The organism is Paucilactobacillus nenjiangensis, assembly GCF_008632615.1.
In the GTDB taxonomy this organism is placed as follows: Bacteria; Bacillota; Bacilli; order Lactobacillales; family Lactobacillaceae; genus Paucilactobacillus; species Paucilactobacillus nenjiangensis.
Map to the genome: position 1 here is coordinate 874,716 of NZ_CP043939.1, position 18,215 is coordinate 892,930.

The following is an 18,215-nucleotide window of genomic DNA, read 5'->3' on the forward strand; positions in this document are numbered from 1 at the left end:
TCTGATTTAGTATAATTAAGGAAGTAAATTGGAGGATCAAATAATGACGAAGCACAGTTATGACAAGGAATTTAAGGAACAGGCCGTTCAGTATTACTTAGATAACAAGGATCACATGACCATGAATGAAATAAGTAAGAATCTAGGTATTGGGGCTAGTACATTACATAAATGGATTAAGCTGTTTACTGAGACTGGGGAGTTTGGCCGTGGCTCTGGTAATTTTGCCAGCGATAAGGACAAGGAGATTGCACGACTAAAGCGTCAACTTCGTGACGCTGAAGGAGCGATCGAAGTGTTAAAAAAATCAATCGGGATTCTGAGCAAGTAACTACCGAAAAGGTATACCAAGAAATGGACGTTCAGCACGCTTTGGAATCCCACCCTTCCATCAATGGTATGTGTGATTATGTTGGAATCTCAAGAAGTGGTTACTATCAACGAGAAAAGCGTCATAATCACCAATCACCGCGAAAGCTTCGGAAGAAGTTTATTCAAGGTGAAATTAAAGCAATTTGGCTCAAAAGCCTTTGTATTTACGGTGCCGGCAAAATCACCCAAGAACTTCGCTCAAAAGGATATAAGATCGCTGAACGAACTGTTGGTAAGTATATGCGTGAACTTGGCATTCACGCCGTTTACCTAACCCCTTGGACGACTACCACTCGCAATTCTAAGTTTGATAAACAGCTAATAAATATTTTAGACGAGCAGTTCAATCCATTGCGACCAAACGCCGTTTGGTGCATTGACACCACTTATATTCCAGTTCATGACGGATTCGTTTATTTAACCAGTATTATGGACTTGTACTCCAGACGGATCATTGGTTGGGACTTATCTGAAACCTTGGAGGTATCGAATGTCATCCCACTTATTGAAAAGACTAAGCACAGTCGCCATATTAGCAAGCCATTAATCATGCACAGTAATCGTGGTAGTCAGTTTACGTCTGAAGCTTACAATCAAGTTACAGCTAACATGACATTAAGCTATTCAAAGAAAGCTTATCCTTGGGATAATGCCTGCATTGAGTCGTTTCATGCCTTGATTAAGCGTGAATGGATAAATCGGTTTAAAATCCATTCATACTCCGAAGCTAAACGACTAGTTTTTCAGTACATTGAAACGTTTTACAACACAGTTAGAATTCACAGTCACTGTGGATTCAAATCACCAAAGCAACTTGAAGATGAGTATCAAACTCAAATTCAAAATTTAGTCGTGGCATAGGACAAAAAAGTCTCTATTTAAATTGTCTATTTTATTGACAGGGGACCAGTGGTTTCGTGGTGTACATGAATATATGTATCCTCAGGATGCATTACAACTAGTTTTTAAAGACTTTCCGAACTTTAAAACAGTGTATGATGTTTATCAAAGTGTTCTAGACGCTCGGTTTAATCATACTTTCACGCCATTAGAACAACTAATTAATAATTATAAAAATAACAAAACTGAAATGGATACTGTGATTAAAACATATAAAAAGTACATCAAGGGAATTAAAGCAGCATTCGAAAATAATGCGTCTAACGGCCGATTAGAGGGCACAAATAGACGAATCAAACAAATTGGTAGAACTGCCTACGGCTATGCCAATTCAATGAATTACTTTTATAGAATTAGGATTCAGTTGCATAACAAGTTTATTTTAAAGCAGCAGTTTTTAACTTTTAAAGTATGAAAAAAGTGCAATACCAATCATCAATTGAGATTGATATTACACTTCTATTCATAAGCTTTTCATCAGCAATTATTGTTTTTTCACGCTATTTGACAAAGAGCCTTTTTATGTCGCATTATCGGTGAAAATATAGCCAAAGCCACGGGCAGTTTTAATCCATTTTGGATTTTGTGGATCGGTTTCGATTTTATCTCGGATATGGCTAATGTGGATATCGACCATCCGGGAAGTCCCCATGATGTCGTAGCCCCAAACGCCTTCCAGTAATTGATCACGACTTAGGACTTGGTTGGGATGATTGACAAGGTACTGAAATAATTTAAATTCTTTGGGAGTTAAGCCTAAATCTTCACCATTTCGTGAAACCGAATAGTGGTGAGTATCAACAATCAAATCATGAAACTTCACTAAGTGTGAAATGTCTTTGGATTGTGATGACTCATCATTATCTTCGTCAAAATTAGTGGTGATTTGGTCATAAACCCAAACGCGTTGTTTAATAATGCGCATCACATCGGCTAAATTGGTTTTATTGGCAACTAAATCATCAATAAACAATTCTGATAACTGATCTGCCATTGAGCTATTAATTTCACTGTAAAGAACGATGATGGGTCCTTTAATTCGAGGCCTTAATTGTTTCAAAGCCTCAAGACTGGCCTTAAAATCTAAACTGTCTAAATCCCAAACAATTGCTTTAATCCGTTGTTCGGCTGCCGTTCGGATGGCAATATTTGCTTGGACAGTATTATTCACAAACCAGCCGGCCTGATTTGCGACTTCATTTAATGAAGTGAAAAGTTCTAATTTATTCGTCATTAGTAATATTCGATCTGCCAAAATTGATTCCCCTCAAATCTGCCAAATTTTCCTACATCTTATTTATCCCACAAATGTAAACGAATGTCGATACATTTACCTTTTATTTACAAAGCTATCTTTACGGCATTTTTACCTAAAGAATATTTTAGTTTTACATCGGCTACATATACTTTAGGTGCCGGTAAAGGAAAACACAAAAAAGGGGATAGAAAAATGAAACGAATAATTGGATTAGTATTTTCACTCACGATGGCAGCGCTCTTGATAGCAGGTTGTTCCAGTAAAAGTGCTGCACAATCAAGCAAGTTAACAATCGTTGGATCCACGGCCCTGCAACCATTAATTGAACAAGCGGCTAAACAATATCAAGAAAGTAACTCAGGTGCTTCGATCACTGTCCAAGGTGGCGGCTCTGGGACTGGCTTAAGTCAGATTCAAAATGGCTCCGTTTCGATTGGTAATTCAGATGTGTTCGCCTCGCAGGTTTCCGGGATTAATACTAAGAAAATCGTTGATCATAAAGTTGCAGTCGTTGGAATTACGCCTGTCGTTAATCCAGATACAGGAGTTACAAACTTATCGATGCAACAGCTCCAAGATATTTTTACCGGCAAAGTCACGAACTGGCAAGAAGTTGGTGGCAAAGACAGAGCCATTACAGTTATTAATCGTGCAAAAGGAAGCGGAACACGGATTACATTTGAGCAAAGTGTGATGAATGGACAAACGGCGATTAAATCGCAAGAACAAGACTCCAATGGAACCGTTCAAAAATTAGTGTCTACGACTTCAGGATCAATTAGTTATGTGGCCTTCTCTTACGTAACGGCCAAACTGCAAGCAGTATCAATTGATAATGTGAAGCCCACTGATGCGAACGTTAAAACTAATCAATGGAAAATTTGGGCTTATGAACATATGTATACCACTAAAAAAGCAGACGTATCTACCAAGAAATTTATTAAGTATGTCGAATCTGCCAAAGTGCAAAAGACGCTTGTTAAGAAATTAGGGTACATCAGTATTCAAGATATGAAGGTCACTAAAGATGCAGCAAACCAAGTGAAATAGATTTCTAGGAGCTCTGGGGATGTTTACTATTCTTGGAGCTTTTACATATTTACAACTTCTTTACATGAAGCAAACATGAATTTTACACTCGTCATTTATACTTAATTCGAAATCTTGGATTAGTAACAATGAAAGAGGTTAGGTCATGAAAAAAACTCTCACACTCGTTGGAGCAATGTTGGCATTATTATTATTAATTACTGGATGTGGAAAAAGTAAGAATCAGGATACAAAGATGACAATTGTCGGTTCAACGGCTTTACAACCGTTAGTTGAGCAGGCGTCGAGTCAATATTCAGAAAAGAACTCGAATATTTCAATCACGGTGCAAGGTGGGGGCTCTGGAACGGGACTCAGCCAAGTTCAAAGTGGTGCAGTGGTTGTTGGTGATTCGGATGTGTTTGCTGAACAAGCTTCGGGAATTAAAGCGTCAGAATTAACCGATCATCAAGTTGCGGTCGTTGGGATTGTGCCGGTTGTGAATCCTAAAAGTGGAATCAAGAATTTATCCATGAAACAACTGGAAGGTATTTTTACCGGTAAGATTACTAACTGGAAACAGGTTGGTGGTAAAAACGAAAAAATAATTGTGATTAATCGAGCTCAAGGTAGCGGAACTCGCTTAACGTTTGAACAACAAGTGTTGGGTAACAAAACGGCGGTTAAGTCTCAAGAACAGGATTCAAATGGCACCGTGCAACAAATTGTTGGGAGCACGCCGGGCGCAATTAGTTATGTCTCGTTTTCATACGTGAATAATAAAATTCAACCAATCTCAATTGATAACGTGAAACCAACCGCCAAAAATGTGGCAACAAACGCTTGGAAGATTTGGTCATACGAGCACATGTATACGCAAAAAAAGGTCTCGGACAAGGCAGCTGATTTTATTAAATATATTCAGTCTGAATCAGTCCAAGATGGATTAGTAAAGCAGCTTGGATATATCAGTATTCATGATATGCAAGTGTCGAAAGATGAAAATAATCAAGTAACGGATAAGTAGGGGGCAGACTGATGGATGAAATTAAAGATCGACTCTTAAAACCATCGAAAGCAACTAAGCAAGATCAACGTGGGCGGATGATTAGTTATTTAAGTATTGGATTGATTGCGATTCTAGTGATTTCAATTTTATACTTCATCGCGACTCGTGGTTTATCAATGTTCTTTAACGATGGAATTAAAGTCTCAGATTTCTTATTTAAAACGGATTGGAATCCGGGCAAAAAATTGGTTGGAGCATTACCAATGATTGTGACGTCTTTTGGAGTGACGTTATTAGCAGCCTTAATTGCGACGCCATTTGCTATTGCCGTCGCTTTATTTATGACAGAATTTGCTCCTAAGCGCGGGGCACGTTTCTTACAAGTCGTGATTGAATTGTTAGTCGGCATTCCTTCTGTCATTTATGGACTAATTGGTTTGGCGGTGGTTGTTCCAGCGATGCGAATCACGTATGGCGGGACTGGTTTTGGTATCTTAGCCGGGGCAGTAGTCCTGTTCGTGATGGTGTTACCAACCATCACGTCATTGACCGTGGATGCATTAAAGGCGGTCCCATCACATTATCGTCAAGCGTCACTAGCATTAGGAGCCACGCGTTGGCAAACTATTTATAAGGTCATCTTACGGGCTGCCACGCCTGGCATTTTGACTGCGGTGGTCTTTGGGATGGCGCGCGCGTTTGGTGAAGCGCTAGCTGTACAAATGGTGATTGGAAATGCCGCAATGTTACCACATAATTTGGTATCACCATCGGCGACCTTGACCAGTCAATTAACCATGGGAATCGGTAATACGATTATGGGCACATTACCAAATAACGCTTTGTGGTCATTAGCACTCTTACTCTTAATTATGGCCCTTGTCTTTAACATCTTAGTTAAATTAATTGCACGCAAAGGGAGGATTAAATAATGAATGCTAAAAGAAATGATCACTTAGCAACTGGTATTATTTATGCCCTAGTTGGAATCGTTGTAATTATCTTGTTTGGGTTAATTGGTTACATTTTAGTGTCTGGAGTTCCGCATTTATCATGGCACTTCTTAACTAGTCCCTCAAAGTCATTTGCCGCTGGTGGTGGAATTCGTGATCAGTTGTTTAATTCAGTTTATCTTTTAGTACTGACGCTGTTAATTTCGTTTCCATTGGCACTGGGAGCAGGAATTTATTTATCCGAATATGCGCCTGATAATTGGTTAACAAGTTTGATGAGAACTGCCATTGAAGTCTTAAGCTCATTACCATCAGTTGTTGTTGGTTTGTTTGCATATTTAGTGTTTGTTATTCAATTTCAAATTGGCTTTTCCATTCTAGCCGGGGCGATTGCCTTAACATTCTTTAACCTACCATTGCTGACTCGTAATATTGAAACCTCATTAAGCTCAGTACCTAATTTGCAACGAGAGGCTGGAATTGCCTTGGGATTATCGAGTTGGAAAACCATCACTGGAATCATCTTGCCAGCAGCAGTACCCGGTATCTTAACTGGGGTCATTCTCAGTGCGGGACGAGTATTCGGTGAAGCTGCCGCCTTGATTTATACAGCAGGTCAAAGTGCACCCGCGTTGAATTATGCAAATTGGAATATTTTCGATACGAATAGCTTTTTAAATCCGTTTAGACCAGCAGAAACGCTGGCAGTTCACATTTGGAAAGTTAATGCTGAAGGGATTGTGCCCGATATCGACGTCGTTTCAAACGGGACAGCCGCGGTGTTAATCATCGTGATTTTAGCATTTAACTTAAGTGCACGTTACGTTGGTAATCGACTTTATCGTCGTTTAACATCCAGCAAATAATGGAGGCGTCTAATGGAAAATTATATTGCAAAAACAAATTTAGAATTAGCCATTGAAACAAAGAACCTGGAAGTCATCTACGGAGATCATCAAGTTGTTTTTGATTCCAGCTTAGAGTTTCCACGACACAAAATTACTGCGATTATTGGCGCATCAGGTTCGGGTAAATCGACATATTTGAGAAGTTTAAATCGGATGCACGACAAAACTGTGACCGTGAATGGACAGATTGTGTACCGTGGAGTGGATATTAACCAACCCAGTGTAAATGCCTACGAAGTTCGAAAACAAATCGGCATGGTTTTTCAGCGACCTAATCCATTTGCAAAGTCAATTCGGAATAACTTGGTCTTTCCATTGAAAGAAAATGGAATTACTGACAAACGTGTGTTGGACGAGCGGGTGGAAGAAAGTTTAAAAGAAGCAGCACTTTGGGATGAAGTAAAAGATGATTTAAACAAGAGTGCCTTAGAGTTATCTGGTGGTCAGCAACAACGGCTCTGTATCGCTCGGGCTTTAGCTTTACGCCCTGATATTTTATTGATGGATGAACCGGCCAGTGCCTTAGATCCAATTTCGACGGAAAAAGTTGAAGCAACTATGCGCAAATTGCGGCGTAATTATACGATTATTATTGTGACGCATAACATGCAACAAGCTTCTCGGGTTAGTGATTTTACGACTTTCTTCCATCAAGGTCGAGTGGTTGAATTTGCGCCCACCCAAGAACTGTTCCAAACACCACGAGTTAAAATGACGGAAGATTATATTTCTGGTAACTTTGGATAGGAGTGAAAGACATGCAGCCAATTATTACGAGCCAAGATGTTAAATTATCGTATGGTGCATTTGAAGCGTTACATGGAATTGATTTAGACTTTAACCAAAATGAAATTACCGCCTTAATTGGACCATCAGGATGTGGTAAATCCACCTACTTACGTTGCCTAAATCGGATGAATGATTTGATTGAAGGAGTGACCATTACAGGTTCATTTAAGTTGAAAGACTTAGATATGTATGCTGAAGATACTGACGTGGTGGAACTCAGACGGCAAGTGGGGATGGTTTTTCAACAACCAATTCCTTTTCCAATGTCGATTTTTGATAACGTCTCATATGGTCTGAAATTAAACGGTAGTCCTGACAAAAATTTCTTAGAAGAACGCGTCGAAGAAAGTTTAAAACAAGCGGCTTTGTGGGATGAGGTCAAGGATGATTTGAATAAAAGTGCACTCGAATTATCTGGTGGTCAACAACAACGAATTAGTATCGCGCGTGTGTTGGCGGTTCGACCCGATGTAATTTTGATGGACGAACCTACAAGTGCACTTGATCCAATTTCTAGTGCGCAGATTGAAGATACATTATTACAGTTAAAAAAAGAATACACAATCATCATGGTGACTCATAATATGCAACAGGCGACACGGGTCTCAGATAAAACGGCGTTCTTTAACTTAGGTAATTTAATTGAAGCAGATTCAACTGAAAAAATCTTTATGAATCCTGCTAAACAAGAAACTGATGATTATATTAATGGTAAATTTGGATAGGAGGATTTCAGCATGCATGAATTATTTTCGGATGAATTAAAAAAATTACGTGGTCGGTTCATGGAGATGGGTATCAATGTCAGTGAACAGATTTATACCGCAACAAAATCATTTATTGATCATGATTTAGCGTTAGCTCAACAAGTAATCGATGAGGATAAAACCACCAACCAAGAAGAAGTTGGCTTGGAAGAACGAGCATTGAAGCTGATTGCCTTACAACAACCCGTGGCATCAGATTTCCGTTCCATTATTAGTATTCTAAAGGCTAGTACCGATTTAGAACGGATGGGTGATTATGCGACGAGTATTGCCCAAGAAACCATTCGTGTTAAAGGTAATCGTCGTGTGAATGCGATTGAAGAATCCATCAATGAAATGACTGGCTTAGTCCGTCAAATGCTAGAACAAGGTCTGGATGCTTATGTGCATAATGATGAAAAAGCGGCACGTAAAGTTGCTAAACTTGATTTAGAAATTGATAAAGAATACATTTTAATTCGCAATAACATCACTGCAGCGATGCAACAAGATTCAGAAACAGTGATTGCAAATTCAGGCTACATGATGGTTGTACGTCTATTAGAACGAATGGGCGACCATATCGTTAATCTGTCTGAATGGATTGTTTACAACGCTTCCGGTGAATTAGTAGAATTAAATCCTGGTAAAAAAGATCCTGAAATGGTGCAAAAATTGTTGAATGACAAGTAAGAAAAGGCTTTGCCTTTCGGGAAAATACGAGTAATAACGGAATAATTAATAATTTCGGGTTAGGAAATTTAATTATTTAGTTATACGGAATGTTTTGAAAGGGAAAGCTGGATTAGGCAATAGCGAGAAACAATTCGGTAATCATTGAGTACTAGCAAGAAATATCAAAGTAGCTGGGTTTGCTACGAGATATTTAAAGCTAGACGGAGATGATTGAATTGAGGAACACGTTTAAAAGAAGGCTTTGCCTTTCGGGAAAACACGAGTAATAACGGAATAATTAATAATTTCGGGTTAGGAAATTTAATTATTTAGTTATACGGAATGTTTTGAAAGAGAAAGCTGGATTAGGTAAGAGTGCGTATCAATTCGGTAATCATTGAGAAACACGTTTAAGAAAAGGCATTGCCTTTCGGGAAAACACGAGTAATAACGGAATAATATTAAAGATTGGTGAGAAAAATTCTCACCAATCTTTTTGTTTTCTTAACCAAAGCTATCATCAAACTTAATAAAATAAACCGCCTGCAAATATTAGATTAATAAACAATAGCGGATTATGGACATGTTTTGGAGAAAACGGCATGGTCATTTTTCGTTTTGTTGATTAGAAATAAAATTTCATTTAAGATGAACGTTAACCATATTAATAGAAGGAACGTGAAAGTTATGAAGCCAAGCATTATTCCAGTTGGTGACACAGCTGTTGATGTAGTTTTTGAAAATAAAATTGACCCAATAATCAATAGTCAAATTCGTAACTTGCAATCTAAATTAGAACAAGAAGCAATTACGGGGATTACCGGATTCTTAGCATCATTTAGAACACTGACTGTCTTTTATAATCCGATGCAAATATCATGGCCAGAGCTAAAAAGTATTTTAACTAAAGAGAGTCAACATTTGGATTCAGCTTTACATACTGAAAAAACAATTGTTCATTTACCGGTTTTGTATGGTGGTGAATTTGGACCAGACATGGTCAATATTGAAAAACAATCAAAATTAAGTAGTTCAGAAATTATTAATCTTCATTCCCAACCTCAGTATTTAATTTATATGTTGGGATTCTTACCTGGGTTTGCTTATCTGGGTGGCTTGGATGAACGATTAGCCACGCCACGACTAGCTAATCCACGGTTAAAAATTAATCCTGGTTCTGTTGGGATTGCCGGAACCCAAACGGGGATGTATCCAATTGAATCGCCCGGTGGTTGGCAAATTATTGGACGGACGCCGTTACAGTTATTTCAACCATCCGCTGATGATCCATTTTATTATTCAGCTGGTGATTATATTAAGTTTGACGCGATTACGGTAAGTGAATATCAAGCAATACAACATGATGTCGAACAACATCAATATCAAATTGAAGTAGAGAAGGAAAAATAATGGGTATTCGAATAGTTAAAGCTGGAGTACTCACGACGGTTCAGGATGCTGGCCGGTTGAACTTTCAGGCGAATGGTTTTTCGGTCTCCGGTACGATGGACCAGCAAGCAGCCAATCTAGCCAACCTGTTGGTGGGAAACTTAGCTAATCAAGCAGTGTTGGAATATAGTATCGTTGGGCCAACCTTAGTGTTTACGAAAGCAATCGTTTTTGCCATTACTGGGGCCATTTCAACCAGTTATTTAAATGGTAATGAGATTGAAAACAATAAAGCTTACATCGCAAGTAAAAATGATCGATTAGAAATTGGACCAATGTTGTCTGGACGCTATGGCTACTTAGCCGTATCTGGCGGGATTCAGGTGCCACCGGTCATGCAAAGCCGTTCAACCAGCTTAAAGTATCATCTAGGTGGCTTTAATGGTCGCGCACTAGTTGAAGGTGACTTTGTCAATGTGATTGAACCATTCATTCGGGTGCCGGCATTAGAAGACCGAGCAATCCCGGTCGAGTCATTTGACCAAGATGTGACCATTCGGGTTACGGCTGGCCCACAAAGTCAGTATTTTAATCAGGATGAATTAGATCAATTTACCAGCCAAACATTTTGGGTTTCCAATGACACTGATCGGATGGGGATGCGATTGACGGGTAATACAATCGAAACATCTGGTGTGCCCGAGATGCTGTCTGAAGCAACGGTTATGGGTCAAATCCAAGTGCCAAAAAATGGGGATCCGATTGTTTTATTAGCGGATCGACAAACTAGTGGAGGATATCCCGTGATTGCGGTTGTTGCGAGTGTTGATCTGTCAAAATTAGTGCAATTAAATCCAAATCAAAGTGTGCATTTTAAAATGATATCGTTGACAGAAAGTCAACAATTAAACCGGCAAATGATTGCCAAACGAGAACAATTAGCTGCGAAATTTGATGCTGAAGCCAATTCTGGTGTTGATACCAGAGTGGTTGCTCGTCGAGTGGCACGCTTGTTTAAATAGAGAGGAAAATACCATGAATTTAGAAGACGCTAAAGCCATGATCGAGTTAATGAAGGACAATGATCTAACAGAATTTGATTATGAAACTGAAGACACCAAAATCCATTTAAAACGGGGCGGCAGTGCAGTAAATTTTCCAGTGGCACCAAGCCAACCAACCGCTACCGCAGCTACCAACTTAATTCCAGAAACTGTGAATGCAGAACTAGTCGGGACTTTTTACCGTGCACCTAGTCCAGAAGATGATCCGTATGTTAGTGTCGGCGATAAAGTTGTCGTTGGCCAAGTCATTGGCATGATTGAAGCCATGAAAATGATGCACGATGTGAAGGCACCTTATTCAGGAACATTAAAACAAATTTTGGTAGGCAATGAAGAAAGCGTTGAGTATGCTCAACCACTTTTTGAAATTACCGCTGAATAACGAAGTGAGGTCAGAACATGCAGAAAGTACTCATTGCCAATCGCGGTGAAATTGCGGTACGAATTATTCGTGCTTGCCAGGAATTAAATATTCACACGGTGGCAGTTTATTCTGTCACTGATCGGGATGCGTTGCATGTACAAATCGCTGACGAATCCATTTGTATCGGGCCAGCTAACCCTATGCAAAGTTATCTGAATCAAGCTAGCATTTTAGAAGCCGCTCGAATTACGGGGGCCGATGCAATTCATCCTGGCTATGGCTTTTTATCTGAAAACGCAGAATTTGCCAAGTTATGTGAAGATAATGAAATTGAATTTATTGGCCCTACTTCGGCTGTTATCGAAATGCTAGGAGACAAAGCGGAAGCCCGGTCAGTCATGATTAAAGCCGGTGTTCCAGTCACACCCGGAAGTGGAACTGAATTTACTGATTTGGCAACAGTTTTAGAACAAGCTGGTCAAATTGGTTATCCGGTAATGCTAAAAGCCGCGGCCGGTGGTGGTGGCAAAGGTATGCGCTTAATCAAATCTGCTAAAAATTTCCAACATGAGTTTCAATTAGCACAAGGTGAAGCCGAAAAAGCTTTTGGTAACAATGAGATGTATTTGGAAAAGTTTATTGTTCGACCTCGTCATATTGAGGTGCAAGTGCTGGGAGATAATCACGGTAACGTGATTGCAGTGGGTGAGCGAGATTGTTCACTGCAACAATATCATCAAAAGGTGATTGAAGAAGCACCATCGAGTATTGACCCTGCCACGCGCGATGAAATTTTGCAGACCGCAATTCGAGCTGCTGCAGCCGTCAACTATGCCGGTGCCGGGACTTTAGAGTTTTTATATGAAGGTCCAGGGCAATATTACTTCATGGAAATGAACACCCGTATTCAGGTGGAACACCCAATTACTGAAGTTACTAGTGGCATTGATTTGGTCCAAGCTCAAATTAAGATTGCTGCCGGAGAAGCGTTGAGTTTATCGCAGGCAGACGTCAAACAATTTGGGCACGCGATTGAATGTCGCATCACCGCACGAACTCCAGGTGAGATTACGGGACTACATTTACCAGGTGGACCCGGCATCCGGATTGAAACGGCCATTTATCAAGGATATCAGGTCCCAGCGAATTACGATGCGATGATTGCTAAGGTGATTGTATTTGCTAATACTCGCGAACAAGCGATTATGAAGGCCAAAGTAGCGATTGCCGAAACGGTTATTATTGGTCCTGAAACGAACTTGGAATTTTTGTACCAAATTTTAAATAATCGAGATTTTAATAATGACCAAATAGATATTGAATTTTTGGATCGGTTAACGTCAGGGGATGGATTAAATGGATAAACAATTAAGTCCAGTAGAACTAAGACACCAAATTAGATCAGGTGAATTCAGTGACCAGACTAGTGGTCTGTGTCCAGGTTATACCCAAGCTAATTTAGTCATTTTGCCAAAAGCAGATGCTTATGATTTTTTGTTGTTCGCACAACGTAATCCTAAGCCCTGTCCCATCCTAGAAGTGACTGATTTAGGCTCAAAAAATTTGCATACATTTGCTAGCGATGTTGATATTGCCAGTGATTTCCCTAAATATCGTGTCTTTAAAAATGGTGAATTAGTCGCCGAACCTACTGATGTAAACGATATTTGGCGTGATGATTTAGTGTCATTTTTGATTGGTTGTAGTTTTTCATTTGAAGCGTCCTTGATTACCGCTGGAATTGAAGTTCGTCATATTACTGCAGGTACCAACGTGCCGATGTATAACACTAACATTCCGACTAAAGCTGCTGGAAAGTTTCATGGTAATTATGTGGTTAGCATGCGACCCATTCCACAAAATCAAGTCGTTAAGGCAGTGACGATTACCGAACGATTACCTCAAGTGCATGGCACACCAATTCAAATTGACCACCCGGAAACAATTGGCATTACCGATATCAACCATCCTGATTATGGGGATGCAGTCGAAATCAAAGATGGTGAAGTGCCAGTCTTTTGGGCATGTGGAGTCACTCCCCAAGCGGCAATTATGGCTAGTAAACCAGAATTTGTTATCACTCATGCACCAGGTCATATGTTGGTAACTGATGTCAAAGACGTTGATTTAAGTGACATACTTTAAAAGATTGGAGGATGGACAATGACAAAAATTGATTTAAATTGTGATCTTGGAGAAAGCTTTGGTCGTTACACTTTGGGCTTAGATGAAGAAGTCTTACCATATATTACCTCAGCTAACATTGCGTGTGGATTTCACGCTGGCGACCCAGAAGTGATGCAACAAACGGTGACCAATGCTGAAGCGAACCACGTAGAATTAGGTGCTCATCCTGGTTTGCGAGATTTACAAGGCTTTGGTCGTCGTAAAATGGCCATTGCACCAGCCACAGCGAAAGCCGAAATGAAATATCAAATTGGTGCACTGATGGCATTTAGTGCGACCGGGAAATTACATCATGTTAAGCCACACGGTGCTTTATATAATATGGCAGCCAAGGATACTGCCTTAGCGACCGCCATTTGTGAAGGAATTGCCGAAGTGGATGACTCATTGATTTTAGTGGCGTTAGCTAACGGTGAATTAGCCAGAGTTGGTCGTGAAAAGGGCTTACGAGTTGCTCAAGAAGTCTTTGCTGATCGTCAATATGAAGCAGACGGCAGCCTAGTTTCACGTACCAAGCCAAATGCGATGGTTACTGACGAAGATGAGGCAGTCAGTCGGGTTATCAAAATGATTACACAACATGAAATTGTTGCAGTCGATGGTTCTAAATTAGCCATTACTCCAGACACAATTTGTGTTCATGGGGATGGTGTTAAGGCCGTCGCTTTTGTCAAAAAAATACACGCTGCATTAACCGCAAACAAGATTGATGTCGTAGCGATGTAATTCAAAGGAATAGGTGAGAAGAGATGGATAAAAAATTAACTAAATCGCCATTTAGTGTGGCGATGGGTGCGGCCTTTATGATGGCCATGGCCGCCGTGGGACCCGGGTTTTTAACCCAAACCGCAACTTTTACGGGACAATTAGGTGCAGATTTTGGATTTGCCATTTTAATCTGTATCTTAGTTGATATCGTGGTGCAATTAAATATTTGGCGCATCATTATCGTGTCTGGTAAACGTGCACAAGTGTTAGCAAACGAAATTGTGCCAGGCTTAGGCTACTTATTAACTGTGTTAATCGTCGTTGGTGGCTTCTTCTTCAATATCGGGAATGTTGGTGGAGCCGGTTTAGGTTTGAATGTCTTATTTGGAATCTCGCCAGAAAATGGTGCTGTGATTGCCGCAGTGGTTGCAATTATTATCTTTATAGTTAAAAATGCGCTGACAGTAGTCGATCGTACGGTGCAACTCTTAGCCGTTGTGAAAGTGGCAGTGTTAATTTATATCATCGCGGTAACGACCGTACCTTATCAGTCAGCAATTGTGCATACCTTTGCGCCATCAAAGATTGATTTTTATTCAATCGTTACAATCGTTGGTGGAACCGTTGGGGGCTATATTTCGTTCTCTGGTGGTCACCGTTTATTAGAAGGTGGCGTCCGTGGTAAAGAAAATATCAAGTATGTCAACGAAGGAGCGTTAACCGGGATTGGGGTTGCTTCCGTCATTCGCGTGATGTTATTCCTTGCCGGCTTAGCAGTGGTATTAGCTGGGAACAAGTTGGATCCATCAAATCCAGCTGCATCCATTTTCAAGATTGCCGCAGGTCAATTTGGTTATAAATTCTTTGGGATTTTGCTGTTGGCAGCAGGGATGACCTCAACGATTGGTTCTTCCTTTACTTCAATTTCCTTCCTCGATTATTCGGAAAAGGCTAAAGGCGATTCATCAATTGCTAAATGGCGTTCAATTGCAGTTGTGCTGTTTATTGTCGCGTCAACAGCGGTATTTTATGTGGTTGGTAGTCCCGCCAAGGTGTTGGTTGTTGTTGGAGCCATTAACGGCTTAATTTTGCCAATTGCCTTAGCCATACTATTGTTGGCGTCAACTCGTAGTAAGATTATGGGAAGAGGCTATAAACATCCAAAATGGTTGTTAGTAACCGGCTGGTTGGTGGTGCTTTTTATGGCTTACGCTGGTATTCGCACCATTTTATTACTCGTTTAATTATTTTATTGCAGCAATTTATTTTCAAATTATGGCTGAATCTGTTAGGTTCAGCTTTTTTTGTGGTTTAAAAAATGAAATATTAAAAATAAATGATTGATTCACAGCGTATTTTAATCTAATATGTTACTTATACATTTTTTATTTGGAGTCGAAATCATCGAATTATTAACATTGAAAAAAGGTAATTGAGTAACGAAAAAACTGAAAATTTATAATTATTTAGCTAAATAATTAATTTAATATTTTTATGAAAACGCTTGTGAAAAGGTTGATGTGATAGCACTTTCACCGCTTGATAACCATGTATACCAATTTAAAATAATGTTAAATAATAGCAGTAATACCAGGTTATACTTGAATGTACCAATCTATACTGATATGATATGTTACATGCTCGAATAATAAATAGAATTAATAACTTTGGAGGCTTCAAACATGTTCAATAATACAGATCAATTAAGCGTAAAAGCGCTGCGTATGCTTAGTGTCGACCAAGTCCAAGCAGCAAATTCCGGACATCCAGGGCTACCCCTTGGAGTGGCACCAATGGCCTATGTATTGTGGCAAAACTTTTTAAATGCAAATCCTAAAGATAGCAAGTGGGTTAATCGTGACCGCTTTGTCCTATCACCGGGTCATGGATCTGCACTCTTATATAGCCTATTACACCTTGCGGGCTATGATTTACCACTAGAGGAATTGAAACAGTTCCGTCAAATTGATAGTAAAACTGCGGGTCATCCTGAATATGGACTCACAGATGGTGTTGAAGCTACGACTGGTCCACTTGGCCAAGGAATTGGTATGTCTGTTGGGATGGCCATGGCTGAAAAACATTTAGCCGCTAAATACAATCGTCAAGGATTCCCAATCATGGATCACTATACCTATGCGATTTGTAGTGATGGTGAAATGATGGAAGGAATTTCTCACGAAGCTGCTAGTTTAGCTGGTCATTACGGCTTAGACAAGCTAATCATGTTATACGATTCAAATGACATTTCCTTAGATGGACCACTGGCTAATTCATTTAATGAAGATATTAAGGGCCGGTTTGAAGCTTATGACTGGAACTATTTACGCGTTGAAGATGGTAACGACTTGGATCAAGTTAATGCTGCGATTGAACAAGCCAAATCACAACATGACAAGCCAACCATTATTGAAGTTAAAACGATTATTGGTCATGGCTCACCATTGGCTGGTACCAACAAAATTCATGGTGCACCCATGAAACCAGATCAACTTGAAGAACTACACAAATATTATGATTGGAATGAACCCGCCTTTTCTGTTCCTAGTGAGGTTTATGATCAATTTGATTCGAAAATTGGTGCGCGTGGTGCAGAAGCTGATGATGCTTGGCATAAAATGTTTGCTGCGTACCAGGACAAGTATCCTGAATTATCTGAACAATTTGTCAAAGACTTTAAGGGTGAAATTGATACTGACTTCAGTTTTCTTCCTCAATATAAAGACGGAGACAAAAAAGCTTCTCGAGCATCTGGTTCAGAAGTCTTGCAATCAATGGCAGAAAACCTAGATGTTTTATGGGGTGGCTCAGCTGATTTATTTGCTTCTAATAAAACAGAAATTAATGATTCAGATCGCTTTAGTAAAGAAAATCCTGCCGGACGTAATCTATGGTTTGGAGTTCGTGAATTTGGCGAAGCAACCATTCTGAATGGGATTGCGTTACATGGTGGGACGCGAGTTTACGGTAGTACGTTCCTAGCCTTTTCTGATTACATGCGTTCGGCTATTCGCTTGTCCGCTTTGCAAAAATTGCCAGTAATCTATGTCTTTACGCATGATTCAATTGCAGTCGGTGAAGATGGACCAACGCATGAACCAGTTGAACAGGTGGTTAGCTTACAAGCAATTCCAAACGTTGAAGTAATTCGTCCTGCTGATGCTAATGAAGTTAAATATGCATGGCAACGCGCGGTGACGGCGACTGATCATCCAACTGTCTTGATCTTATCACGTCAAGGGTTGCCAGCATTACCGGGGGCCAGAACCCAACCAGATGGATCATCAAAGGGTGGCTACGTAATTTCTCCACAAACTGGTGAAAAACCTGAGGCTATTATTATGGCTAGTGGTTCAGAAGTTCAATTAGCAATTGCTGCTCAACAACAATTAGCAGACCAAGGAAAAGACGTTTCAGTGGTGTCAATGCCAAGCATTGTTTTATTTAGTGAACAGTCTCAACAATACCAAGATTCTGTCTTGCCAAAAGATGTTCGGGCTCGAGTTTCGATTGAAATGGGAAGCACGCAAGCATGGGGCCGTTACGTTGGGCTCGATGGTGCATGTATGGGAATTGACACATTTGGGTTAAGTGGTAACGGCGATGAAGTTGTTAAACGTTATGGTTTTACCACGGAAAAAGTTATCGAAAAGGTTAATTCTGTAATCAATCGATAAATAATATATGGTACCAAATTGCTGAAAGTAGAAAAAAGTTTAATTTAGACAAATTACGCTTAGCGTGCTATAAAAGACGTTTTCATGGGAAATATGTGTTCCATTTGCAACTATATCGGTGTATACTGTGGAACATACTTTGATATGAAACTTAATTAAAAAATTATGATTACTTCGCAAGTAATCT

The 18,215-nt window shown here is 39.8% G+C and carries 19 protein-coding genes; 18 read left to right on the plus strand and 1 reads right to left on the minus strand.

Translation table 11 applies throughout. The features are described from left to right. The first annotated feature begins 43 nt into the window (after positions 1–43). The 3 genes from F0161_RS04420 to F0161_RS04430 are packed head-to-tail and all read left to right on the plus strand — an operon-like array spanning position 44 to position 1,687. On the plus strand, positions 44–331 hold the full coding sequence (locus F0161_RS04420; protein WP_003688751.1) for a transposase: 288 nt from the start codon (positions 44–46) through the stop codon (positions 329–331). Between the two features lie 23 nt (positions 332–354). Next, a complete protein-coding gene (locus F0161_RS04425) occupies positions 355–1,233 on the plus strand; it encodes an IS3 family transposase (protein ID WP_150203835.1) in 879 nt (292 codons plus the stop codon). Between the two features lie 22 nt (positions 1,234–1,255). After that, positions 1,256–1,687, plus strand: a complete 432-nt coding sequence (locus F0161_RS04430; RefSeq protein WP_150203836.1) for a transposase — start codon at positions 1,256–1,258, stop codon at positions 1,685–1,687. A 105-nt stretch (positions 1,688–1,792) separates the two neighbouring features. Here the strand turns inward: F0161_RS04430 and F0161_RS04435 are convergent, their stop codons facing one another. Then, on the minus strand, positions 1,793–2,506 hold the full coding sequence (locus F0161_RS04435) for a winged helix-turn-helix transcriptional regulator (RefSeq protein ID WP_150203837.1): 714 nt from the start codon (positions 2,504–2,506) through the stop codon (positions 1,793–1,795). 216 nt (positions 2,507–2,722) lie between these two features. Here F0161_RS04435 and F0161_RS04440 point away from each other — a divergent pair, with 216 nt between their 5' ends. The 15 genes from F0161_RS04440 to tkt all read left to right on the plus strand — a co-directional run bounded on the left by F0161_RS04440 (position 2,723) and on the right by tkt (position 18,028). Next, positions 2,723–3,580: a phosphate ABC transporter substrate-binding protein PstS family protein gene (locus F0161_RS04440; RefSeq protein ID WP_137601554.1), complete on the plus strand. Its 858-nt coding sequence runs from the start codon at positions 2,723–2,725 to the stop codon at positions 3,578–3,580. A gap of 145 nt (positions 3,581–3,725) precedes the next feature. Next, positions 3,726–4,586: a phosphate ABC transporter substrate-binding protein PstS family protein gene (locus F0161_RS04445; RefSeq protein ID WP_150203838.1), complete on the plus strand. Its 861-nt coding sequence runs from the start codon at positions 3,726–3,728 to the stop codon at positions 4,584–4,586. Positions 4,587–4,597: 11 nt separating this feature from the next. Then, positions 4,598–5,500 (plus strand): phosphate ABC transporter permease subunit PstC, encoded by a 903-nt coding sequence (pstC, locus tag F0161_RS04450; protein WP_150203839.1) that lies wholly within the window; start codon positions 4,598–4,600, stop codon positions 5,498–5,500. Next, positions 5,500–6,387, plus strand: a complete 888-nt coding sequence (gene pstA / locus F0161_RS04455; RefSeq protein ID WP_137601551.1) for a phosphate ABC transporter permease PstA — start codon at positions 5,500–5,502, stop codon at positions 6,385–6,387. The genes pstC and pstA overlap by 1 nt, the downstream gene beginning before the upstream one ends. A gap of 12 nt (positions 6,388–6,399) precedes the next feature. Next, the gene (gene pstB / locus F0161_RS04460) at positions 6,400–7,176 is read left to right on the plus strand and encodes a phosphate ABC transporter ATP-binding protein PstB (RefSeq protein WP_137601550.1); all 777 of its coding nucleotides are present in this window, start codon (positions 6,400–6,402) and stop codon (positions 7,174–7,176) included. A gap of 11 nt (positions 7,177–7,187) precedes the next feature. After that, the gene (gene pstB, locus F0161_RS04465; RefSeq protein ID WP_150203840.1) at positions 7,188–7,943 is read left to right on the plus strand and encodes a phosphate ABC transporter ATP-binding protein PstB; all 756 of its coding nucleotides are present in this window, start codon (positions 7,188–7,190) and stop codon (positions 7,941–7,943) included. A gap of 12 nt (positions 7,944–7,955) precedes the next feature. Next, entirely contained in the window at positions 7,956–8,657 is a 702-nt protein-coding gene (gene phoU, locus F0161_RS04470; RefSeq protein WP_137601548.1) for a phosphate signaling complex protein PhoU, read from the plus strand. Positions 8,658–9,326: 669 nt separating this feature from the next. Further along, positions 9,327–10,049, plus strand: a complete 723-nt coding sequence (pxpB, locus tag F0161_RS04475) for a 5-oxoprolinase subunit PxpB (RefSeq protein ID WP_225423216.1) — start codon at positions 9,327–9,329, stop codon at positions 10,047–10,049. Beyond that, entirely contained in the window at positions 10,049–11,050 is a 1,002-nt protein-coding gene (locus F0161_RS04480; protein ID WP_137601547.1) for a 5-oxoprolinase subunit C family protein, read from the plus strand. Before pxpB ends, F0161_RS04480 begins: the two co-directional genes overlap by 1 nt. 13 nt (positions 11,051–11,063) lie before the next feature. Next, on the plus strand, positions 11,064–11,474 hold the full coding sequence (locus F0161_RS04485) for an acetyl-CoA carboxylase biotin carboxyl carrier protein (RefSeq protein ID WP_190318916.1): 411 nt from the start codon (positions 11,064–11,066) through the stop codon (positions 11,472–11,474). A 17-nt stretch (positions 11,475–11,491) separates the two neighbouring features. After that, entirely contained in the window at positions 11,492–12,820 is a 1,329-nt protein-coding gene (locus F0161_RS04490) for an acetyl-CoA carboxylase biotin carboxylase subunit (protein ID WP_150203842.1), read from the plus strand. After that, positions 12,813–13,601 (plus strand): putative hydro-lyase, encoded by a 789-nt coding sequence (locus tag F0161_RS04495; protein WP_150203843.1) that lies wholly within the window; start codon positions 12,813–12,815, stop codon positions 13,599–13,601. Before F0161_RS04490 ends, F0161_RS04495 begins: the two co-directional genes overlap by 8 nt. An 18-nt stretch (positions 13,602–13,619) precedes the next feature. After that, on the plus strand, positions 13,620–14,369 hold the full coding sequence (locus tag F0161_RS04500) for a LamB/YcsF family protein (RefSeq protein ID WP_150203844.1): 750 nt from the start codon (positions 13,620–13,622) through the stop codon (positions 14,367–14,369). Between the two features lie 23 nt (positions 14,370–14,392). Beyond that, complete coding sequence (locus F0161_RS04505) at positions 14,393–15,595, plus strand: NRAMP family divalent metal transporter (RefSeq protein WP_150203845.1); 1,203 nt, start codon at positions 14,393–14,395, stop codon at positions 15,593–15,595. Positions 15,596–16,033: 438 nt separating this feature from the next. Beyond that, complete coding sequence (tkt, locus tag F0161_RS04510) at positions 16,034–18,028, plus strand: transketolase (RefSeq protein ID WP_150203846.1); 1,995 nt, start codon at positions 16,034–16,036, stop codon at positions 18,026–18,028. Positions 18,029–18,215 lie beyond the last annotated feature (187 nt).